Source organism: Acinetobacter variabilis, assembly GCF_000369625.1.
GTDB lineage: Bacteria > Pseudomonadota > Gammaproteobacteria > Pseudomonadales > Moraxellaceae > Acinetobacter > Acinetobacter variabilis.
This window is the reverse complement of record NZ_KB850113.1, coordinates 1565821-1587185: the sequence shown is the minus strand read 5'-3', so window position 1 is coordinate 1587185 and position 21365 is coordinate 1565821. Positions and strand designations below refer to the sequence as shown.

The 21365-nt window shown below is 40.8% G+C and carries 30 protein-coding genes and 2 tRNA genes; 8 read left to right on the top strand and 24 right to left on the bottom strand.

Translation table 11 applies throughout. The features are described from left to right. Positions 1 to 395: 395 nt before the first annotated feature. A tRNA-Asn gene (locus F897_RS13330) sits at positions 396 to 471 on the bottom strand. A gap of 236 nt (positions 472 to 707) precedes the next feature. On the opposite strand from F897_RS13330, the gene F897_RS13325 reads away from it, so the two are divergent. Further along, the gene (locus tag F897_RS13325) at positions 708 to 1151 is read left to right on the top strand and encodes a hypothetical protein (RefSeq protein ID WP_004784504.1); all 444 of its coding nucleotides are present in this window, start codon (positions 708 to 710) and stop codon (positions 1149 to 1151) included. Positions 1152 to 1163: 12 nt separating this feature from the next. On the opposite strand, the gene F897_RS13320 is transcribed toward F897_RS13325, so the two are convergent. Continuing rightward, positions 1164 to 1607: a PaaI family thioesterase gene (locus F897_RS13320; protein ID WP_004784501.1), complete on the bottom strand. Its 444-nt coding sequence runs from the start codon at positions 1605 to 1607 to the stop codon at positions 1164 to 1166. Between the two features lie 161 nt (positions 1608 to 1768). Here F897_RS13320 and F897_RS13315 point away from each other — a divergent pair, with 161 nt between their 5' ends. Together F897_RS13315 and F897_RS13310 are read left to right on the top strand one after the other, a co-directional pair. Then, positions 1769 to 2179 carry a GFA family protein gene (locus tag F897_RS13315; protein ID WP_004784500.1) on the top strand — a complete coding sequence of 137 codons (411 nt, stop codon included), beginning with the start codon at positions 1769 to 1771 and terminating at the stop codon, positions 2177 to 2179. Between the two features lie 426 nt (positions 2180 to 2605). After that, positions 2606 to 3868, top strand: coding sequence for an MATE family efflux transporter (locus F897_RS13310; RefSeq protein ID WP_228761268.1), 1263 nt, complete (start codon positions 2606 to 2608; stop codon positions 3866 to 3868). A 44-nt stretch (positions 3869 to 3912) separates the two neighbouring features. On the opposite strand, the gene F897_RS13305 is transcribed toward F897_RS13310, so the two are convergent. Both F897_RS13305 and map read right to left on the bottom strand, forming a co-directional pair. After that, positions 3913 to 5148 (bottom strand): pyridoxal phosphate-dependent aminotransferase, encoded by a 1236-nt coding sequence (locus F897_RS13305; RefSeq protein ID WP_005236666.1) that lies wholly within the window; start codon positions 5146 to 5148, stop codon positions 3913 to 3915. Between the two features lie 253 nt (positions 5149 to 5401). Further along, a complete protein-coding gene (gene map, locus F897_RS13300; RefSeq protein ID WP_004784494.1) occupies positions 5402 to 6229 on the bottom strand; it encodes a type I methionyl aminopeptidase in 828 nt (275 codons plus the stop codon). A gap of 207 nt (positions 6230 to 6436) precedes the next feature. Between map and rpsB the strand changes: the two genes are divergently transcribed. The 3 genes from rpsB (at position 6437) to F897_RS13285 (ending at position 8782) form a co-directional block, all read left to right on the top strand. Beyond that, the gene (rpsB, locus tag F897_RS13295) at positions 6437 to 7183 is read left to right on the top strand and encodes a 30S ribosomal protein S2 (protein ID WP_004784492.1); all 747 of its coding nucleotides are present in this window, start codon (positions 6437 to 6439) and stop codon (positions 7181 to 7183) included. A 141-nt stretch (positions 7184 to 7324) separates the two neighbouring features. After that, positions 7325 to 8200: a translation elongation factor Ts gene (gene tsf, locus F897_RS13290; protein ID WP_004784491.1), complete on the top strand. Its 876-nt coding sequence runs from the start codon at positions 7325 to 7327 to the stop codon at positions 8198 to 8200. Positions 8201 to 8275: 75 nt separating this feature from the next. Next, positions 8276 to 8782: a DUF3465 domain-containing protein gene (locus tag F897_RS13285; RefSeq protein WP_005236659.1), complete on the top strand. Its 507-nt coding sequence runs from the start codon at positions 8276 to 8278 to the stop codon at positions 8780 to 8782. A 46-nt stretch (positions 8783 to 8828) separates the two neighbouring features. Here F897_RS13285 and F897_RS13280 read toward each other — a convergent pair whose 3' ends face one another. From F897_RS13280 to F897_RS13250, 7 genes are all read right to left on the bottom strand, one after another. Then, entirely contained in the window at positions 8829 to 9284 is a 456-nt protein-coding gene (locus tag F897_RS13280) for an Mpo1 family 2-hydroxy fatty acid dioxygenase (RefSeq protein WP_005236656.1), read from the bottom strand. A 232-nt stretch (positions 9285 to 9516) separates the two neighbouring features. Continuing rightward, positions 9517 to 10131 carry a septal ring lytic transglycosylase RlpA family protein gene (locus tag F897_RS13275; protein WP_004784482.1) on the bottom strand — a complete coding sequence of 205 codons (615 nt, stop codon included), beginning with the start codon at positions 10129 to 10131 and terminating at the stop codon, positions 9517 to 9519. Between the two features lie 289 nt (positions 10132 to 10420). Beyond that, positions 10421 to 11422 (bottom strand): lytic murein transglycosylase B, encoded by a 1002-nt coding sequence (gene mltB / locus F897_RS13270; protein ID WP_005236654.1) that lies wholly within the window; start codon positions 11420 to 11422, stop codon positions 10421 to 10423. 289 nt (positions 11423 to 11711) lie between these two features. After that, on the bottom strand, positions 11712 to 12365 hold the full coding sequence (locus tag F897_RS13265; RefSeq protein ID WP_005236651.1) for a hypothetical protein: 654 nt from the start codon (positions 12363 to 12365) through the stop codon (positions 11712 to 11714). A 19-nt stretch (positions 12366 to 12384) separates the two neighbouring features. Continuing rightward, positions 12385 to 13200 (bottom strand): NADPH-dependent 7-cyano-7-deazaguanine reductase QueF, encoded by an 816-nt coding sequence (queF, locus tag F897_RS13260; protein WP_005236649.1) that lies wholly within the window; start codon positions 13198 to 13200, stop codon positions 12385 to 12387. Beyond that, positions 13200 to 13973, bottom strand: coding sequence for an ABC transporter permease (locus F897_RS13255; protein WP_004784472.1), 774 nt, complete (start codon positions 13971 to 13973; stop codon positions 13200 to 13202). The genes queF and F897_RS13255 overlap by 1 nt, the downstream gene beginning before the upstream one ends. Next, complete coding sequence (locus F897_RS13250; protein ID WP_004784471.1) at positions 13970 to 14905, bottom strand: ABC transporter ATP-binding protein; 936 nt, start codon at positions 14903 to 14905, stop codon at positions 13970 to 13972. Before F897_RS13250 ends, F897_RS13255 begins: the two co-directional genes overlap by 4 nt. A gap of 179 nt (positions 14906 to 15084) precedes the next feature. Here F897_RS13250 and F897_RS13245 point away from each other — a divergent pair. Continuing rightward, positions 15085 to 15160 (top strand) — tRNA-Arg (locus tag F897_RS13245). A gap of 81 nt (positions 15161 to 15241) precedes the next feature. Here F897_RS13245 and F897_RS13240 read toward each other — a convergent pair. Genes F897_RS13240 through F897_RS13180 form a run of 12 tightly spaced genes read right to left on the bottom strand, consistent with a single transcriptional unit; the run spans position 15242 to position 20440 of the window. Further along, the gene (locus tag F897_RS13240; protein ID WP_005236648.1) at positions 15242 to 15508 is read right to left on the bottom strand and encodes a hypothetical protein; all 267 of its coding nucleotides are present in this window, start codon (positions 15506 to 15508) and stop codon (positions 15242 to 15244) included. Beyond that, entirely contained in the window at positions 15505 to 15864 is a 360-nt protein-coding gene (locus F897_RS13235) for a hypothetical protein (RefSeq protein WP_005236647.1), read from the bottom strand. Before F897_RS13235 ends, F897_RS13240 begins: the two co-directional genes overlap by 4 nt. Continuing rightward, positions 15851 to 16186 carry a hypothetical protein gene (locus tag F897_RS13230; RefSeq protein WP_005236646.1) on the bottom strand — a complete coding sequence of 112 codons (336 nt, stop codon included), beginning with the start codon at positions 16184 to 16186 and terminating at the stop codon, positions 15851 to 15853. The genes F897_RS13235 and F897_RS13230 overlap by 14 nt, the downstream gene beginning before the upstream one ends. Beyond that, on the bottom strand, positions 16183 to 16497 hold the full coding sequence (locus F897_RS13225; RefSeq protein WP_005236645.1) for a hypothetical protein: 315 nt from the start codon (positions 16495 to 16497) through the stop codon (positions 16183 to 16185). Before F897_RS13225 ends, F897_RS13230 begins: the two co-directional genes overlap by 4 nt. Further along, positions 16490 to 16699 (bottom strand): hypothetical protein, encoded by a 210-nt coding sequence (locus F897_RS13220; protein WP_005236644.1) that lies wholly within the window; start codon positions 16697 to 16699, stop codon positions 16490 to 16492. Before F897_RS13220 ends, F897_RS13225 begins: the two co-directional genes overlap by 8 nt. After that, positions 16692 to 17129, bottom strand: coding sequence for a hypothetical protein (locus F897_RS16815; RefSeq protein WP_005236642.1), 438 nt, complete (start codon positions 17127 to 17129; stop codon positions 16692 to 16694). The genes F897_RS13220 and F897_RS16815 overlap by 8 nt, the downstream gene beginning before the upstream one ends. Then, complete coding sequence (locus F897_RS13205) at positions 17129 to 17401, bottom strand: hypothetical protein (RefSeq protein WP_005236640.1); 273 nt, start codon at positions 17399 to 17401, stop codon at positions 17129 to 17131. Before F897_RS13205 ends, F897_RS16815 begins: the two co-directional genes overlap by 1 nt. Next, on the bottom strand, positions 17401 to 17643 hold the full coding sequence (locus tag F897_RS13200; RefSeq protein WP_005236639.1) for a hypothetical protein: 243 nt from the start codon (positions 17641 to 17643) through the stop codon (positions 17401 to 17403). The genes F897_RS13205 and F897_RS13200 overlap by 1 nt, the downstream gene beginning before the upstream one ends. Further along, positions 17640 to 18320: a putative quorum-sensing-regulated virulence factor gene (locus F897_RS13195; protein ID WP_005236638.1), complete on the bottom strand. Its 681-nt coding sequence runs from the start codon at positions 18318 to 18320 to the stop codon at positions 17640 to 17642. The genes F897_RS13200 and F897_RS13195 overlap by 4 nt, the downstream gene beginning before the upstream one ends. After that, positions 18317 to 19438: an ATP-binding protein gene (locus F897_RS13190; RefSeq protein WP_005236631.1), complete on the bottom strand. Its 1122-nt coding sequence runs from the start codon at positions 19436 to 19438 to the stop codon at positions 18317 to 18319. Before F897_RS13190 ends, F897_RS13195 begins: the two co-directional genes overlap by 4 nt. Before the next feature lies 1 nt (position 19439). Next, positions 19440 to 19976 carry a hypothetical protein gene (locus tag F897_RS13185; protein WP_005236630.1) on the bottom strand — a complete coding sequence of 179 codons (537 nt, stop codon included), beginning with the start codon at positions 19974 to 19976 and terminating at the stop codon, positions 19440 to 19442. After that, positions 19973 to 20440 (bottom strand): hypothetical protein, encoded by a 468-nt coding sequence (locus F897_RS13180; RefSeq protein WP_228128850.1) that lies wholly within the window; start codon positions 20438 to 20440, stop codon positions 19973 to 19975. Before F897_RS13180 ends, F897_RS13185 begins: the two co-directional genes overlap by 4 nt. Positions 20441 to 20632: 192 nt before the next feature. Between F897_RS13180 and F897_RS13175 the strand changes: the two genes are divergently transcribed. Continuing rightward, on the top strand, positions 20633 to 21001 hold the full coding sequence (locus F897_RS13175) for a hypothetical protein (RefSeq protein WP_005236628.1): 369 nt from the start codon (positions 20633 to 20635) through the stop codon (positions 20999 to 21001). Here F897_RS13175 and F897_RS13170 read toward each other — a convergent pair. Further along, positions 20989 to 21270 (bottom strand): hypothetical protein, encoded by a 282-nt coding sequence (locus F897_RS13170; protein ID WP_005236627.1) that lies wholly within the window; start codon positions 21268 to 21270, stop codon positions 20989 to 20991. The genes F897_RS13175 and F897_RS13170 overlap by 13 nt on opposite strands. Positions 21271 to 21365 lie beyond the last annotated feature (95 nt).

Below are 21365 nucleotides of genomic sequence, written 5' to 3'. Positions count from 1 at the left end.
TGTAGTCATAAATTTTAGTCCCCACTTGTTTTTAAGTGGGGACTAAATTAAGGCTTATAGGATGAATTCATAAGGTGTGTTCAGCGGACGCTTACTCTGTAACTAACTTATTTATTAAAAGAATTTAAAATAGCCTAAGCGATATAAAATTTAATCTGATGTTTCTTACAGTAAGAGTGGAGAAATTAGCATCATGCAAGATAGTAAACGTTGTTATTAACTAAAAATAAGTATGTATAAACACATTTGATTAAATGAAAATATAAGCCAATCTAACTAGGTAAATAAAAGGGCAGAGTAAGAATATATAAGAGAAAAGAAGAATCGAATCATTTTATAAATGAAATTTCAGGCAATAAAAAAGCCCGCTTTAATGCTGCGGGCTTTCTTGAATTTGGCTCTCCCACCTGGGCTCGAACCAGGGACCTGCGGATTAACAGTCCGTCGCTCTACCGACTGAGCTATGGGAGAATCTGAATGCGATTATAGAGAGATTTTATCAAGGGTCAAGCAAAAACTGTCATATTTATTACAAATTGCGCTTATCTGATTTTAATTTAAACGATTGCATTAATTTCTTAAAAAATGCTTGTCAGAACAAATTTCACTTGCTAGATTGAAAACATAAAGTCGTTTGACCAAATGGTCAAACAGTGTGGATTTAAACCTACTTGCCAGCACAAAAATGGCTAAACCGGAGAAAGCGAATGAATACGCTCACTATCCCTCAAATTTTCTCTCAACTGTCTTTTTATCAAGATCATTATCTCGAAATTATTCAAGATTCTGCTCAATACTTTACCCCTGTGGCTGGTGCAGAAATCCGTTTATGGCCCTTAGCGACTAAACAGTTATATCTGGGTGACTTGTTGCAACTATGGTTTGCAGAAAAGTGGCTGGTCGAAAAAGAACGCCAATTTAGTTTTGAGATTTTTCTGAACATGCCTGAAGCTCAGAAAAAAGATCTTTATATTTATGCGCTTGCTGGTAATCTTCTGACCGGATCGAACCAGTCTAAAGTGTGGCAAGCTTCTGCTAAAGAAACTCAGGTACTGAGTGTAGCAAATGTTTCTAAGCATTATTTCGAATATCGGGCATTGACCCAGCCGAAACTGGTAAAAGCACCGCAAGGGAAATGGGGCGTACTTTAAGCCTTAAACACGTTAATGGTCGGAATTGCGAAAAATCATGCAGGTTGCTGTGGCATGGGCATAAATACGGCCTTCGTCATCCAGAATTTGACCCTCAGAAATGCCTAGATTTTTACTGAGATTAATTGATTTTCCGATTGCTTTTAGTTCTTGGTTGTGAGGAATTGGACGGCACATTTTTACATTCAGATCAATTGTGCCATAACCGACACCGGCTTCAAGTAAAGTATGAATCGCGCAGCCTGTTACCGTATCTAAAACAGTTGCAGCAAAACCGCCATGTATACCTCCCATAGGATTCAGATGGCGTTCATCTGCTTTTACAACAAAGGTCACGTGTCCCGGTTCGACTTCGCTTGCAGACATGGGAATAGTGGTTGCCATAGAAGGCATAGGTAGGTTGCCCTTAAGCATCTCTTGCATAATCTGCAAACCTGAAAGATTCTTGAGATCCATAGCTTGTCCTTATTATTTTAAATACTGGATTTGAATGACAAGTTTAGGCAGATGGTGCTTCGATCAGCAATAAAAAATTGTATGAGGAAATGTACAAAGCCTTTTACTTATAATGAATCCGGTAAAATGATTAAAAATAATAATACCGAGGAAGAATAATCATGAAAGCGAGATGTTTATGCGGTGCGACTCGATTTGAAGTTCAGCTTAGAAATTATGAAGTGGCCGCCTGTCATTGTTCCATGTGCCGCCGCCACACAAGTGGGCCTCTCATGTCGATTGATATAGAAAATATTCACTTTATTGATCAGCAGCATTTATCTGTTGCAAGTACTTCTGAATGGGCAGAGCGTGGTTTTTGCAATGCCTGTGGTACTTTTATTTTCTGGCGGACCAAAGATCATTCCTTTGCCAATATTAATGTATTTACTTTGGAGCAACTGCCAGAGGATCTGGATTTCAATTTAGAAATTTATATAGATCATCAGCCAGCATTTCATTCATTTAACAATCAAACCAAAAAAATGACAGAAGCTGAGGTCATTGCCATGTTTCAGCAACCTGATTCCTGAAATAAATATAATCAGATAAAGGAAGAGCAAGTCTGGTGATTTTATCTGATGAAAATAGTGATTAGCAGGTTCGTATTTCAAATAGCGTTCTACTTTTCATGTTGTGATCATTCTTTCTTTTTATTAAATTGTTAAACATTAGAATGAAAAACTCATAATTTCTGAGCTTAAAAAATTATTATTTTCTATAAGCGAACTGAAGATAGAGACTGAACTTTTTTATAAAAATCAATAAATATAAAGATTTATGGCACAAGGATTGTATGTGATTTCCACTGTATATCTCAGTTTTAAATAATTCAGTTTAAAAATAAAACCCGAGAAAAAAATTAAGAATAGAGTGATTTTGCAATGAAACAGTTTTTGCATCTTTGGGTGCCTATTTTTTTGAGTAATAGCATCATAATGTTGGCCGGAATATTTGACATGATTTTCCTGTCTCATTACTCACCGCAACATGTGGCTGCTATGGCTGTGTGTTTATCTATTTATTCTTTATTATTTGTTTCGGGGACGGGGATCTTGCAGGGTATGATGCAGGAACTTGCTGAAGCATATGGGCGACGTGCTTTTGATGATATTCAAAAAATTCTGAAACAGAGCATCCTTATTGTCGGTGTCCTGTCTGTCTTTGCAGGATGGTTATTGACTCATGCGGATCCATTGCTGCATTTATTAAAAGCAGATAGTGCATTACAGGCTTTGATTCAACCTTGTTTATGGTTACTGGCTTGGACGCTTCCAGCACATTTGTTAGTGCGTATTTTATATATTTTAACGCAAGCCTGTGGTCAGGCGAAGCGTGTATTCTATGCCAATATTTTTTATCTGATATTCAAAGTGAGTTTGGCTTATTGCCTGATTTTTGGGATTCAGGGTTATGTGCCCGCCTATGGGGTTGAGGGAGCTTTTATTGCTCATCTGACTGTTCAATGGGCACTATTAGTGGTCTATTACCTGATATTTCTGGAAAAGCAGTTGCGTGTGCACTGGTCGGGACAATTTTTCCATTTTAAGACTTTGCTAAAAATTTTAAGAATCGGCTTACCCTCAGCAATTGTCGTATTTATTGATGTCTTTACAATTAGTGCGATTGCATTATTGATCTTGCCTTTGGGGGAGATAATGGTGAATGCGCATCAAGTAGCGAGGGGTTTGGCTGGCCTGCTGTTTATGGTGCCATTTTCGATGAGCTCTGCCTTTAGCATTCTGGTCTCTACTAGGATTGGTGCAAATCAAGTGCAATCTGCCTGGGCTTTAACTTTTAAAGCGTTACGTGTGGTGGTTGCAAGCGCAGTTGTTCTGGCGGTCTTGATCGCAATTTTTCAGAAACCGATTGTGGCGCTATTTAGTGATCATACGGATGTGCTTACGGTGAGTCTGGCATTGATGTTCTTATTGTGCTGGATGCATATTTTTGATGCGATTCTGGTGATTAGCGTCAATATGCTACGCTGCTGGAAAGTGGTGATCTTCCCCATGTTTATTTTTAGTGGTGTACTGCTATTAGGTGGATTGGGCGGAGGCTGGTATTTGGCTTATCATCCAGTGTCGCTCTTCAATCTCAATCTGGATGTTTCGGGAATAAGTGGTTTCTGGTGGATGCTGGCTATTTCCTATACCTTTGCCGCATTGATGTGTTTGCTTTGTTTGGCACTTAAATACCGTAAGCATCTACAAACTGCATAAAAAAACCCGCGATGATCGCGGGTTTTTTTATCTAATCAATTAGATTATTTCGCAGCTTTTTCAGCTTCGATCGAAGCAATCGCCTCATCAACGCCTTCGATAGAATCAGCAGCTTTTTTGATACGTGCAAGTGCATCAACTAATACTTCGTCAGCAGTTGCGTAAGAGATACGCATGAAACCACCTAGACCGAATGCATCGCCAGGAACGACTGCAACGCCAGTTTCTTCTAATAACCAAGCAGAGAATTCTGTGCAAGAGTTCAGACCTTTCGCACGAATCAATGGTTTGATGTTTGCGTATGCATAGAATGCACCATCAGCAGGTAGACAAGAAATACCTTTAATGTCATTCAAGCCATTCACAACTAGGTCATGACGACGTTTGAACGCTTCAACCATTGGTACAAGAACGTCTTGAGGACCATTCAATGCAGCTTCTGCAGCAACTTGTGAAATAGAAGTTGGGTTAGAAGTTGATTGAGACTGGATTTTTTTCATCGCACCGATCAGTTTAGCAGGACCTGCTGCATAGCCGATACGCCAGCCTGTCATTGCATAGGCTTTAGACACACCGTTTAATACGATAGTGCGGTCGTAAAGGTCAGGCGCAACAGTTGCGATGTTGTAGAATTCATCTTCCCAACGGATTGGTTCGTACATGTCATCAGATGCGATGAATACTTCTGGGTATTTACGCAGTACTGCTGCTAAAGCTTCTAATTCAGCTTTAGTGTAGATCATGCCAGTCGGGTTAGAAGGACTGTTTAATACCACTAGACGAGTTTTGTCAGTGATCGCAGCTTCTAATTGCTCAGGAGTAATTTTGAAACGTTGTTCTTCACCACATTTCACGATTACTGGTGTGCCTTCAGCAATGATCACCATGTCTGGATAGCTTACCCAGAATGGAGCAGGGATGATCACTTCATCACCTTTGTTTAACAAAGCAAGTGCCAAGTTAAAGAAAGACTGTTTACCACCACAAGAAACCAGGATTTGGTTCGCTTGATAATCAAGGTTATTGTCACGTTTTAATTTAGCAATAATTGCTTTTTTAAGACCTGGCGTACCATCAACAGCGGTGTATTTGGTGAAACCGTTGTTAATTGCTGCAATTGCTGCATCTTTGATGTGTTGAGGGGTATCAAAATCTGGCTCACCTGCGCCCAAACCAATAACGTTGTGACCAGCAGCTTTCAGTTCAGCAGCCTTGTTTGTCACAGCAAGCGTAGGGGACGGTTTGATGGCATTCACACGATCAGAGAGACGTACGTCCACGGCAGTATTCCTTCTTATAGGGATTAAAAAATAAAAAGCACATTATCTTAGCCTAAAATGGTGCACATTGGGCAAAAGAATTTGGAAAAATATACGAAAAAAATGCTGAATCAGTGCAACCTTATCTTGAACATCGATAGATAGTTTAGATAGACGGGAACTAAGAATATGCTTTGAGAATGAGAATAATAGGGGAAATATAAACTAAAAATGGCCACTTTAAAGTGACCATTTATATGAGGAAGTGTTGTTATTATGCACTAAAACGTGACAAATCTTCTTCAGGACGAGCAGTCAGCACTTCAATGCCATTTTTTGTTACTAAAAGAGTGTGCTCATATTGAGCTGATAATTTATGGTCTTTAGTGACCACAGTCCATTTATCACCCAGCAGTTTGGTTTGCCAAACACCAGCATTTACCATTGGTTCAATCGTAAAAGTCATGCCTTCTTCAAGCACCATACCGGTATCTGGCTGACCATAGTGCAGCACCTGCGGTTCATCATGGAAAGTTGTGCCGATTCCGTGGCCACAATATTCACGAACAACGCTAAAACGTTCAGATTCAACATATTTTTGAATCGCATGACCAATATCACCAATCGTTGCACCTGGTTTCACTACCGCCATACCACGATACATAGCTTCTTGAGCGACTTTACATAGACGGTTTGCTAAAATTGAAGTTTCACCACCCACGATGTACATCATATTGGTATCCCCATGGAAACCATCTTTGATGACAGTGACATCAATATTTAAAATATCGCCTTTTTTCAGGATCTTGTTTTCAGATGGGATCCCGTGACAGACCACATGGTTTACAGATGTACAGATTGTATGCTGGAAAGCAGGGCGGCCAGGCGCTGCACCATAACCTAAACATGCAGGAATGGCATTCTGCACATTTACAATATAGTCATGACAAATCGTATCCAATTCCAGTGTTGTTACGCCGGGTTTGATATGCGGTTTGATCATATCCAACACTTCTGCAGCCAGTCGTCCAGCGATACGCATCTTTTCGATATCTTCTGCGGATTTGATTAAACGACGGGGAGCTTGATAAGTAGTGTTCATGATCTCTAAAAACTTTTGGAAATTTGTATGTGACTATGGTATAAATAGCCGCCCATTTTATCAAATGCTTTTTCGTGAATATATTTGCGAGGCTGATTGAATGGTGTATTAAAAATCCGCACATATATCGTCACATTACTCTGGGTGCCCGCAAGGGTGGAGAATGCGGATATATGGAGGCCTAACCCAAACTTTAAGGTAAAGAAAATGGCAGATTACAACGTAAGCATGCGCGACCTTCTACAAGCTGGCGCGCACTTTGGTCACCAAACTCGTTTCTGGAACCCAAAAATGCGTCAATATATCTTTGGCGCGCGTAACAAAATTCACATCATCAACCTTGAGCACACTGTTCCTGCGTTAAATGATGCTTTGAACTTCGCTAACCAATTGGCTAGCAAAAAGAACAAAGTTTTGTTCGTTGGTACTAAACGTGCTGCTTCTGCAATCATCCGTGAACAAGCTCAACGCGCTGGTCAACCATACGTAGATCACCGTTGGTTAGGTGGTATGTTGACGAACTGGAAAACTCTTCGCCAATCTATCAACCGTTTAAAAGACCTTCAAACTCAATCTCAAGACGGTACTTTCGCTAAACTTACTAAACGTGAAGCTTTAGAACGTAGCCGTGAGATGGAAAAACTTGAACGTGCTTTAGGCGGCGTTAAAAACATGGGTGGTTTACCTGACGCATTATTCGTAATCGACGTTGATCACGAAGCGATTGCAATTAAAGAAGCTAAAAACCTTGGTATTCCTGTAATCGGTATCGTTGATACTAACTCTAACCCAGACAACGTAGACTACGTTATTCCGGGTAACGACGATGCGATCCGTGCAGTAACACTTTATGCTTCTGCTATGGCTGATGCGATTCTTGCTGGTAAAGAATATGCTCAATCACAAGCAAATGCACAAGCTAAAGCAGAAGAAGCTCCTGCTTCTGAGGCTTAATGCGTTAGACGCTAGCTTGTCATTTTTGCGACACGTGATGGTGGCAAAGTAAGCGTTATGTATGCAGGCGGCCCATGAGAATCCTCTGGGCCGTTTCTGTTCTAAAAAGAATTCATTTTCTACCGAATTTAGGAGATAAACATGACTGCAGTTACAGCAAGCATGGTTAAAGAACTGCGTGATCGTACTGGTCTAGCAATGATGGAATGTAAAAAAGCTTTGACAGAAGCTGGTGGTGACATCGAATTAGCGATCGACAACCTTCGTAAATCTGGTCAAGCAAAAGCAGCTAAAAAAGCTGGTAACATTGCTGCTGACGGCGCGATTACAATTGCTCAAGAAGGTAACAAAGCAATCCTTCTAGAAGTAAACTGCCAAACTGACTTCGTTGCTAAAGACGAAAACTTTGCTGGTTTCTCTGCGAAAGTTGCTGCTGCTGCACTTGCTGCAAACGAAACTGATGCTGCTAAAATCGCTGAACTTAAACTTGAAGATGGCGCTACTGTAGAAGAAGCTCGTATTGCGCTAGTTCAAAAAATCGGTGAAAACATCCAAGTACGTCGTGCGAAAATTGTTGAAGGTGAAAACCTTGCTGTTTACAAACACGGTCTTCGTATCGGTGTTGTTGTATCTTACTCAGGTGATGCTGAAACAGGTAAAGGCTTGGCAATGCACATTGCTGCATTCAACCCGGTTGCTGTAAACGCTGAACAAGTTCCTGCTGACCTTATCGCGAAAGAAAAAGAAATCGCTGAAGCAAAAGCACTTGAATCTGGCAAACCAGCAAACATTGTTGAGAAAATGGTTGTAGGTTCTGTTGAGAAATACCTGAACGAAGTTGTTCTTGAGCGTCAACAATACGTAATCGACAACGACAAGAAAGTTGCTGAAGTTCTTAAAGCGACTGGTACTACTGTTGCTAACTTCGTTCGTTTCGAAGTGGGTGAAGGTATCGAGAAGAAAGCTGAGCTTTCTTTCGCTGAAGAAGTTGCTGCTGCTCAGGCTGCTGCAAAATAATTCGGTAACGGATTAGAAAAAAGCCCCGAATGGGGCTTTTTTTATGACTAAATAAAGAATAATCAAGGAGGAATTATGGCAAATAAAACCAATATGGGGATCGGGGCTGTCATTGCACTTTTGGTGGCTGCTTATTTAGGTCTGGATTTATCAGAATCTAAACAACAGACCAATACTTTTATACCTTCAGCAGAAATTGCGCTTCAAGAGCAGACTAATGTTCAAAAAAGTACGCATAAGCTTTCTGATGATACCCAGCGTATAGAGCAAGCTTACCAGCACAGACAAAGTGATCTTCAGGTTCAGGCGAGTGGTAAGGTGGTAGTGTTATTGAAAGATGATAATGAAGGTTCCCGTCATCAGAAATTTATTCTGGAATTATCCACTGGTCAAACTGTATTAGTTGCGCACAATATTGATCTGGCGCCACGCATCCAGAATATTCAAAAAGGTGACCAGGTTGTGTTTTTTGGTGAGTATGAATATAGCGATAAAGGTGGGGTGATTCATTGGACCCATCATGATCCATCCAATAAGCACATCAGTGGTTGGTTAAAACACCAAGGAAAAACCTATCAATAAGGGAATTTTCCTTGGTTTTATAAATGTAATGATATTACATACGCTTTTAAGCGCACTGTATTGCCTCAGATTGACGAGATTTCCATTTAGGTAGGACTTTGCCTAAATAGGCATCCATGCACCATAACGGGCCAATGAGAAGGAATTGAAGGTCTTTGAAGAAAGAAGGCTTTTTACCTTCAACTTTATGTCCATAAAATTGCCCAATCCAGGCAAAAACAAACAAGGCAATAAAGAAGCCGATACCTACAGGTAAAACCCAGATGAACCAAGCCATCATCAGGGTTAGCGCTGCCATTGCTACAGCCAGTACGATGTCTAAACGTGCATAAAACACAAAAGCCAGAACCAGGAGCAGAGCAGTCAGTAAAGCGCTAAAGTGCGCCATGATGCCAATAATGGAAAAATAGATGGTAGGCACGCAGACCCAATGGATCAGTTTGTTGGTTTTGTTTTGATGACTTTCACTATATTCATCTAACCATTCGGATATTGTTTTCATTCTATCGCTCCCATCCATGAACGTACTGTCGGTTTTCAAAATATAAAACAGTTTGGAGGTATGGTCAAAATGAAATCGATAGTGGGTTGATAAGGGTTAGAGAAAGCTTATACCTGAATGGAATAACATCGACAGTATTAAGGATAAAAGCAAGTCGAATGCTTGCTCTACATCACCAAATAAAAAAGCCACATGACTGTGGCTTTTGAGTTAAATGTAGAGCGGTCAAATCTTATGAGTTTGGACCATCTACACGCTCAATATTGACATGTGCAGTACCAGCATTGGTAATACCAAGCTGTTTAGCAGCACCGTAAGATAAATCTAGAACACGGTTGCCATGGAATGGACCACGGTCATTCACCTTCACAACAACACTCTTACCATTGTTTTTGTTAGTCACGCGGATAAAGCAGTTTAATGGCAGGCTACGGTGTGCAGCAGTCATTGCATTCATATCGAATGTTTCACCACTGGCAGTTTTACGGCCATGGAACTGACGACCATACCAAGATGCTGTACCTGTCTGACTGAATTTACGAACTGTGTTTGAAGCAACATTGTTCAGTTTCTCAATCACTGAAGGCTCTTCTGCAGGAATTGCAATTTTTGCTGCAATAGTTTGACGACGAACTTTATCGCCAGAACGCTCAGTGATTGAAAGGCTGTTCAAATTTGTGAAATTTGAATTGAAGCTTTGAGCTTCTTTGTTTAATACACGCGCTGCAAGACGCGAATTGTCATGATCATTATTGAATGATGATGACTGAACCATATCTGCTTGCGATTGCGTTAGGGTAACGGTCGCGGCGATGGCCATAAAATACTTCAGAAAAGAAGAATGCATTGAATCAACTCCTAACAGCATGTTTCATTAGATTGGACCTAAGTAGCTGATAACCCTATAAACATGCCTGATATTTAACTTATGCAACTACATTTAACGAATTGGATAATATTCATGCTGGCAACTGGCTGTCTAGTGTTTAATTAAAATAGTTAAAAAAAGTACGCAAAATAAACAATGAGTGATTAAAAAATAATCAATATTGTAACAAAGAGTAAAAAATGCCTAAAATTTAGGCATTTTGTTTAATAAAAATATTGACTTTAATAATATGTAGTAATTTTTACTGTTATCGGTTCGTAATTTCTGTACCTAAAAGCCACAATGCAGTGGCATACATACGACTACGATTGTACGTGGTAATCACTTGAAAATTCGGAAAAGTAATATAGTAAATCGGTCTGTAATTTTCTTGTAATTGAATGACATTGACCATATCAAGATCATCAATACGAACAATCGGATTCATCGGACTGATTCCTTGGGTTTTGATTACTCCATAAGGCGTTGGCTGTGTGAGATCCTTGGCGATGACAGAATCAGGATTCGAACCGCTATAACGGGCAGGAAAGGCAATTGGCTGATCTCGTTGCCAGCCATTCTGAGCCAGATAGTTTGCAATTGAACCAATCGCATCTACCGCAGAATTACGTAGATCGATATGGCCATTACCATCATAGTCGACCCCATACTTTGGAATATTACTTGGCATAAACTGCGGATAGCCGACAGCACCTGCATAAGAACCGACGATTGAGGATGCTGACACACCATCCTTATATGACCATGCGATCAATGCCGCCAGTTCATCCTGGAAGTATTGCGCACGACGTTCATAACCAAAGCCAAGAGTTGCCAGTGCATCACGGGTCACAAATGAACCCTTGTTGCTGCCAAAACCGGTCTCTACCCCCAAAATACCCAGAATGATCGATTGTGGTACACCAAACTGCTGCTCAGCGCGATTTAGTGTTGCAGCATATTGCTGCTTGAAACGTACACCACGTTGAATCGTGCCTTCTGACAGAAAATTGGTCTTATAGGCATACCAGGGCTTACTTTCACCTGGACGATTCATGATATTGATAATATTTGGAAGATTTTTTGCTCCCGTCATTGCACTGTCTACTTGCTGAGCACTTAGACCATAGGTCTGCATGGTATTCTGCTTGAAACTGGCATAAGAGGGATGATATTGAAAATCGTTGGCCAGGCTTAAACTACTGAGTCCGAATGCATTGACAAGGATCGAAAGCTGCTTCAATTTTTTATAAAAATTCGATTTCAACATCTTGGTATGATTTCCAATTTTTTGGTAGGTTTGTGGCTATGTCATTTGAATCGTGCCATGAAAAAGATCAATTCACTTTTCTCAATTTTCTGGCATTAAAGGCAATATTAAAGATAACATTCTGATGAATAGGAGTCATATAAACTCCCTTAAAAACAGGAAAGGGTTGGTTGTTTTTTCAGCATTTGGTATTTTAGTTCACAATAACTGTAACAAGCTATTTCTTAAGCCACAAAAAAGCCTGACCGAAGCCAGGCTTAATCTGCATTATTTGAATAAATATGCGGCTTTATTCAGTAAAGAATAAAGTGTCGTGATATTCTGCCATTGCCTGCAATTCATCCTTATTTAAATTCAGGATGATTTTATCTGCTGCAATATTAATCGCCTTGATCACAGCTGAAGCACCAATATCAGCAGCCTTGCGTTTAATCATGCCTAAATCTAAGGTTTTATTAAAGTCGACCATAAAATGACGTACAGTTGCTTCCCCAAACTGTTTGTACAGATTGCTGAGACTTTGTTTATCGACACTTTGGCCAGCTTTTAATTCTGCATAATAGTGTTTTAGATTGGTGACCAAATTGGTATCCAGAGACTCACCAATACGGAAATTTCCTTCCGGATCTTTAAACAGGCTACGTTCAGAGAAAGCGATCGACTCCTTGACGACTTCATTTGGTGCTTTACCCAGTAACTGTTTGAGTAACACTGCCACAGTAGACTTGATATAGCCCGCCAATTTTTCTGCCGTATCGCGTTTTTCGCTTGCCGGAAAACGGCGTACCAGTTCCGTGAGAATTGCATCAATAATTTCATCATTAATCATTAATGCAGTTTTATCACGCAGTGGATAAAGCGGTTCACTCGAGTTTTTATTTTTCTGTGCAGTCTGAATTGTATTTAATAGTTCTGCAGAAGGAATAAAACCAAAAAAAGGCATTTTTAAACCTCAATGTTTTTTATTGTCGCGCTAAACGAATAGGGCGAGGCATCCATGTGGAATCCGATACACGACAAGGGTTGATATCCAATCCACCACGGCGTGTATAGGTCGCATATACCATCAGCTTTTCCGGTTTCAGATTTTGCCAGATATCGGCAAACATCTGTTCCACACATTGTTCGTGAAAACCGTTGTGCTGACGATACGAAATAATATAAGCCAAAATACTCTTATAACAAGGTTTTTTGCCCTGATAGCGTATAAATACTGTACCCCAGTCCGGTTGTCCAGTGACTGGGCAGTTACTTCTTAATAAATGTGAATAGAGTTGCACTTCGATATTTTCATCGCTGTGCCGATCTAAAGACAATAAAGAAGCATCTGGATGATTTTCCAGGCGTTCCGGAGTCAGGTCATCAATACAGATACCTTCAGGCTTGGAAATTTCCAGTTCATCAACATGGAAAAGATCCAGTGTGATTTCAGCACCGGCAGCTTTTGAGAGGTCTTTTTCTACAGTTGTAATAAAGGCCTCTTTCGAATCAAACTTGGCAAAGTTCAGACTATTGAAATATAGCTTTAAAGATTTTGATTCAATGAGATTTGGGGAAAATGCTGGCAGGGTAATTCGACCAATTGCCACTTGAGGTACGCCGGCAGCATTTAACCAAGAAATTTCAAATACATGCCACCAGTCTTTACCTTGCTGAATAGCTTCAACATGGGCATATTTTTCACGGGCAGGCGCACGGGAAATCGGGAACAAAATATCGGGTTGATACTCTGTTGGGTAGTTGGTGTCTTTACCAAGGAGAGAATGTTCTACACTCATTATTCACGCATTCCTGAACCACGAGACAATAAATAGTAAGCAATACCGTAAAGCACGGCACACCAGAAAGTAATCACGACCAATGAAATGGAAACATTGACATCACTATGACCTAAAATGCCGAAACGGAACGCATTGACCATATACACGATCGGGTTAACTAAAGAGAGATTTTGCCAGAACGGACTTAAGGCTGAAATCGCATAAAATACACCGCCTAAATAGGTCAGTGGTGTAAGTACAAAAGTCGGGATGATCGAAATATCATCAAAAGATTTGGCATAGACAGCATTAATAAAACCGCCTAGAGAGAATAATAGCGAGGTAATGAGTACTGTATATATAGTCACAAACCAGTTAGTAATATAAAGGTCTGCAAAAAACAGGCTCATGGCACTGACAATAATGGCAACAAACAGACCGCGAATTACACCACCCAATACATAGCCCCATAAAATGGCATGTAAAGGTACAGGGCTCATAATTAGCTCTTCAATGCTTTTCTGAAATTTTGAGCTAAAGAAGCTGGAAGAAACGTTGGCATAACTATTAGTAATCACCGCCATCATAATCAGACCAGGGACAATAAATTCCATATAACTATAGCCGCCCATTTCCCCAATACGTGAACCGACCAGATTACCGAAGATCACGAAATATAGACTCATGGTAATGGCAGGTGGCAACAGGGTTTGTGGCCAGATCCGCATAAAGCGGCGAACTTCTTTATGAACGATGGTATATAAGGCGACGCCGAGCTGATTTATATTCATTGTGCAGCTCCATCCAGATTTTTTTCGACCATTTTCACAAACAGTTCTTCTAAGCGGTTTGACTTGTTACGCATACTGCGTACTTGAATATTCTGAGATTCCAGTAACTGGAACAGGTCATTCATGCTATGAGCTTTATCCAGTGTCACTTCTAGGGTCATTGGATCAACTAAATTAAATTTCACACCAATAATTTCAATATTTAATGGCTCAATAGGCGCAGCCAGATCGAAGATAAAGGATTCTTCATTAAGCTGATTCAGGAAGTTCTTCATGGTGGTATCTTCTTTGATCACACCACGGTCGATAATCGCAATCCGACGACACAACATCTCTGCTTCTTCCAGATAATGAGTCGTCAAAATAATAGAAGTACCATTATTGTTCATTTCATTAAGAAAATCCCACATGGAACGACGTAATTCGATATCCACACCGGCGGTCGGTTCATCCAGAATCAATAATTTTGGTTCATGCATCATCGCACGGGCGATCATCAGGCGACGTTTCATACCACCTGAAAGCATGCGAGCTTGAGTAGCGCGTTTTTCCCAAAGACCCAGTTTATTTAAATATTCTTCAGCACGCGCTTGAGCAATTTTTTTAGAAATACCGTAATAACCAGCTTGAGTGACCAGAATATCAAAGGTCTTTTCAAACTGGGCGAAGTTAAATTCTTGGGGTACTACGCCTAAACATTGTTTGGCTTCTGAAGGATGGGTATCCAGATTGTGACCAAAAATCTCAACAGTTCCAGAGGTCTTTCTTGTTAATGAACTGATAATACCAATAGTAGTGGACTTGCCCGCGCCATTAGGTCCTAACAGGGCATAGAATTCACCTTCAGGTACAGTTAAGTTGATTCCTTTAAGTGCCTGAAAACCATTTCCATAGGTCTTCGACAAATCCCTTAATGTCAGCGCATCAGTCATAGAGATCTCAAATGGTGAAAAGTTGAGATATTGTGAGTGATCTTGCAAAATAAACCAAGTCATTCACATGGAATTCTCTGTTGCTGTTTTGGCACACTGTATAAAGGATAGGCATAAAAATAACGAAGTTATAGATAGTTGCTTTACCTTATGCGAATTTTTGTTATGATGTGCATCGCGCGCTCATAGCTCAACTGGATAGAGTACAGGTCTCCGAAGCCTGTGGCGTGGGTTCGAGTCCCGCTGAGCGCACCACTACTACCTATAAAATCAATAACTTATAATACTTTTGGCGTAATTCTGGCGTAATCCATATTTTAATCAAGAAAAACCCCGCTATATTTTGCGGGGTCTGCCTACTGCTTTTTTTAAATCTTCCGGTCTTTCACTCAGCCAGTCAGATAATTTTTTAAGGTTCCATCTTCGACCTTTTGTGGTTTCTGTAATGTATCTTGGTTTTGGAAAACCTTTTAAGCAAATAATGGATGATTTGAAATACACACCACCATATCCTAAAAATTCTGCCGCCTGATCATCTGTCAACCAAATGTCTGAAGGTGGCAGGGCCACAATAAAGTTACCCATGTTTGCCATTGCTGTCATTGATTCACCTCCAATCTTTTACCCGCTTCCAATTCTTCCGGCTCAGCGTGCCGAAGTTCATCAAAGCTGGTATATCCATTCAATCCAGATTTGATATCCAAGACTTTTTGAAGCTCAATATGTGCAACTTGCAGCATATTGTCTTTAAACTTCTCAACATTCTTAAAAACCACCTTATCCCCAACCTCAAAAATATTGTGCTGGCGGCGGTAGTCGAGAAGACCTATTTCAATCTCTCCAATTTCCTTGATAATGTTGCCAACAAATAAAAGTCGCGGGTCGGCTGCCATTTTAGACAGCTCTTGCTGCTTAGCCTTGGCAGCATCATAACTTCCGTACTTCTCAATTAGATCCACTAGCCACCTCCATACAACTCTCCACGTCTGCGATGGCTTTCTTGATTTTTTCTGTTACATAATCATCAATTTCAGCTTCTTGATCTCTTTCAATGAACCTCTTGGCTCCATCCAGGCCGCCATAAGATTCAACCAACTCATGACTTTCGACAAGGCGTTTTAGGCAATTAAGAGAAATACAATCTTCATAGGATTGTGAAAAATCACTGCCTTCATATTCCTCAACACCTAAAAAGTAAGATTTAGCCCAAGACGGGGAATCATTAATAATCATTTCTGCCAGAGGTATTCCGTGTTTTTTTACAAACTCATTCGCTTTCAAGACACCTCTCCCAAAGCCTTCACCACACCACTCGGCAACTTGCTCAAATAGCAGGTGAACAGGTGATACAACTTATCCGCGTTACTTTCATCTACCGTGATAATCCCGCCAGTGCCAGACTTAACTCTTTGACATGACCAACCGCGCATGTGATATGTGAACTCATTGTCATAATCCACCGCGTTTAAAATCGCATTAAATGAGCCAACATCACCAGCAGACCACGTTTCGTTGTATGGCTTGTCTTTAGCCACAAGGTTGTCGATCTGAAGCTGCGCGAACTGGATGTTTGTTAATTGAATTTCAGTCATTAGCTTCATCCTCATTCCAAACAATATCACTACGCTCACCATCAACATCCATTTCGCCTTTATTGCCACACTTCAGGCAAGTAACGACATCACCATCCATAAACTCATAACCGCTATTGCTTTCTGCTGTGGAATGAATGGCAGCTTCGTTATGGTTGCATTTTTGGCATTCCATTCCCCAATCAATGTTCATTTCAGTCATTGGCTGGCTCCTGTGTTTTAAATTCCGTACCATCTGGATTAACACCTAAAGCCTCACAAATACGGTGAGCTACAGTTGAACCAGTACCAAGCATGCTCATAACATGAACCCAATTTAGCTTCGACCTTGTAACCTTTGATGCCCTTAGTGATTGGCGCAAAAGAGCCTTATACTCATATTCCTTGAAACGACCTTTTTCGAGCTCCAAGACGAGTTTTACAGGCACCGCTTGGGCTTTGGCTGCTTGCCAAGCCTCCACCCATAACAGCCAATTTTCATGACGCGGGCTGCCTTCCAGATACCGAGTGCCAAATAAGGACTCCGATCTATCAAGCTGAGCTTTGAGTTCCTCATAGGAGCAGTTACAGCGAATAGCGCAGTTTTTTTCGTATGCTATCTGCATGTTTAAGAAATCTTTCTGAATATCCATCACGCCACCTCATCATCTAAAAAGGTAGTTTCATTCCACCAATTAGGGTTTTCTTCTAAGTATTTAGAATGTTCATCAGCGGAAAGATCCCACTCCTCCAGGGTGACCGCCTCAGCAATGCATTCACCAACTGTTTGAAATGCTTCAATAGCCTCTTTACGCAAACGTTGAACAACTTGCTCACCCAATTCTTTTGATGGAACAGGGTATAAAATTTCTTCTGAATCAGGTTCTTCGGGAATATTGACTGCCCATAATTTGTTATCTTCCATCACGCCACCTTCACATCTAAATAATCAGGACAACGCAAGTGCATTTCATATTCATCGAATAGCACCTGACATGCCGCATTACCTGTTAAATCTTTCTTTAAGAGCACGTAACTCAGTGTCTTGCGTGTGCCTTTGCCGCTAAATGTCGAACTGCCATCTGCAAGTTCATTTTTGATATAACCCAATTTTTCTAGCCACAGCTTAAAACCAGCTTCATGTTTCTTTTTAATTTTGAAAATCATGCCGCAGCCTCCAGTGCTTTACGTAAATAAGGGTCAATATCAGTGCTCAGCATCCATTTCACATAGTCCTTTGGAACCTCTTTTAATGGAGTACCTTTATGTTTGCCATAAGGCATTACATTTGGAGTGCGTACCTGTTCAGATAGGACATGCAATGAATTCATGTCTTTGATACCCAACTTTAAACAGATGTTTTTCAGGATGATGTATGTGAACCAGATGTCATACTTCGCACTGTGAGCATTACGCAGGTAATTACGTGCTTTTTCCTTGTCTGAGCTCACAAAATAGAACAGGGCGCTCAGGGTGTGAGTTTCCAGTTCTGGCCATGTGAAACGAGCCAGAGCTAAAGTACAGATCGATTTTTCAGGAACATCCGTACCACATTTACGGATCGCCTCAATGTCGTAATTGATGTTATGGCCAATCAAGCAATCCACATCTTCAGGTAAGTGGAAAGTATCAAAGCTTGGCTTGCCCTCGATGTCAGCTTCCAGGATGTGATGCACTGCCATTGCACCGTAAGCGATTGGCTCAGGACATGAGTAGAACTCATCAAATATCTGGCTTTGATCAAACCCCAAGTTACCTTGCTCAAAAGAGCAAGGTGCGTATGCGATTTCAATAGGGAAACCATTAATCGTATGAGTTTCCGTGTCCAAAATTATTGCTTTCATGCGTTAATAGTTTCCTTTGCCAATTGTTCAATTTCTTGTTGTACGACCGCCAGTTTCCTGGCTTCAATTTGATTAAGTGCATCAATACCGAGATGCTCACATACAGTTTTTGCGTCTAAGCCACGTGCACCAATGAAATCCTGCAACTCAGCCAGTTGTTGGTCATTGATGCCAAAGAACTCAGCAGGATCTACCCATGCATTACGCTGCATATCAAAGGTGCACTTTATTTCGTCAGCTCTGGTCTTAAGAGCAACACGCATATTTTTGTAATACGTATGGTTCTTATCGATAGACTCAGTAAGTTGGTTTAGGTCGCTGGCATACTGAGCTTCAGCACAACTCTGGATCCAGTTATCTAAATCTTCCTGAGCCTTCATCGATGCAAGCTGTTCAGGTGTCATAGTGTTGATGTGGTCTTTAGCCTGTTTGATCAGGTCAGCCAGGAAAGACGGATTCGCTTTTAAGTCTGGAACCCATACCTCACCAGTTTCACCACCTAAACCACCTGCATTTTTGGCATGGTGAGTAGGGCAAGGCCTAAAGCTGATCACACGTTCATGCTTGCCTTCACCTGTTTGCACAGTGGTCAGGTAACCCATCACATCTGCAATGCGGTACAGCTCATTACGGTTCTTACCCCCAAGATCTGGTCGGTAAATTACCTGGTCACCGTTTTGGTCTTCAGAAGCATGGGCAATGAAAACGACGTCTTTACCTGAAGCAATTAGCGTATTCACGTATTGCTTGAAGATGTTATTGGCCAAGCCTTGGGCTTTAAGTTTTAAAGAGCCATCTTTTTGCTTGTTCGTGCTGTTAAGCAATAGGTGAGTCTTAATGCTTTCAAGCATTGCACCAACGGTATCAATCACAATCGTTTTAAATGGTTCCAGATCCTGCATAGTCAGGTTAGCTACATCAGCCCATTGATTGACCTGAACCACAGCACCGCGACGCAGTTCACCGGTACGGTGAGAGCCTTTATCGAAATCGAATGAAATTGCTTTTTCACCAGTGAAGCCAATTGATGTTTTACCCAAGCCCGGATCTGCGTACAGATAAACAATGATGGCTTGTACCAATAGCGGTTGATCCGCTGGAATAATATTAATCGCCATCTCAACGTACTCCTAGCTGACGGTTTTTGCGTTTAAAGTTCTTATAGTCCTCAGACCCAAAGAAGCCGGTACTTTCTAAAACTTGATGTCGTTTATTTTTGCGCATGGCGACTCGCGCATTTTCCAAACCATCTAGAATCCACTGTGGAGCTGTAGACTTATCCATTTTCTTCAGGGAGCCGTCAGGTTGGATGGAGTAAATCAACGTATTGCAGAAATAGTCAGCAATAGTTCCTGAGCTTTTGATACGTAAAGCGAAGTAGCTCACCCGATTTTTACCAACCCTGTAAATCTCAAGTCCTTCAAACGTCTTGATGTATTCAGAGAAGTAACGATGAGTTGAGCTAAACTCTACTGGCATTGGAATGACAGGTAGTTCATCTGCTTTGAATTGCAGGAAACCAGTGTAAAGATCAGCAAAATTAACTTGTGCTTGGTCATTAAGTGGGGACCAATCATCAGAGCCATATTCACACCAGTAAACCAGCTGACCATTCAAAAGTGCTTCAAAGATTTGATCGGCAGATTTAAGAATCATGACTGCACCTCCACCAGACGATGCTTCATGATGTGGCCAGCGATCATTGCATTGATTTCGCGGTGATCCTGATAATCAGTGAAGTCGTTATAAGAATTACCATTGGCATCGAATACTTTTATTTCACCAAGTTCTACTACTTCTACATTGGTGAACTCGGAACCTGGTACACCGTAGTCGTCTGGATGTGCTGCAACTTCAAACGAAGTGATTTCCAAACGGAAGCCATCTAGATTAAGGGTTGCTTCACCGCGTACGTCATCAAGCATCTTTAAAGATACGATGCCGTATTCAGATTGAATATTTTGAGCTGGAGCTGCTTGGCTAGTACCAAAGTCAGCACACCATCCAAACGCCAATGCGCTTACAGTTAAGGCAGTAGCAACAAGAGTTACCTTGAAGCTATTGTGTGGAGTCAATTTTGCATTCATAATTTCTTTACTCACTGAGAGAGAGTGGGTCACGCTCCAGGTAGTTGTCGTAGGCTACGCTGGGGCTTTTCTTTGTTTGTGAGATAAAATATACCTGTGGGGTAAAACAAAGTAAATACCTATTAGGTAAAATTTATAAAATTATTTTTTACTCTTGAGGTAAAATAAGTTTTAATAGACAAAAGAAAACCCACCGATGGGGTGGGTTGTTTGGAGTTTATAATAATGACTAGAGAAGAGTTTCGGGCCAGTTTGTATAAGGCTTTGATAGCTACAACTCAAAATCCTGTAGTAGTGCAAGAGCAAATTAAGATAGCTGAAGAGTTTGTATTCACTGGCATGCTAGTAAGCACTGAACGGTTAGATGCTATGGATCAGACCGTAAAAGAGGTTTGTGACAACACTCTCGTCGGTATTGAGATGCGCAAAAAGCGGCAAGACTTACTCCAAGCCGTCCTAAGTGATCCAATGCATCAACAACTCCGTGCTTATAAAAGCCAACTCCTAAACTATGCCGAGAATAATAAACGTGATCCAGTGAATGCATTATTCGAAGATTTATTCTCAATCTTGGAGATGAATCATTCTCTATAGTTATTCTCTGGGGTGTCATCTGCATCAGTGACCACAATAATCATATGTTTTTGCTGGTGACCTGATGATGAGTACATAAAATGACGAGCAATAACCTTGAAATGACCAAAATTTCCTCTTTTATCTATTGGGCTGCAAATCTCGATCATAATGCAATCGCCTTTAGATGGAATTGGTTCGCCTTGCTCTATCAGGTATCCAGCATCGGATAACGTTATATTGTCAGGCCTATCAGCACCCTTAGCTAAATACTGAAACTCAACTTTCATCTAATTCTCCACCCGATCTTAGTTTTGCGTCGGGTTCGCAGTTAAGGTATTTTTTATGAATAAAATAAAAAACTTATATTTTCATTTAATTGGTA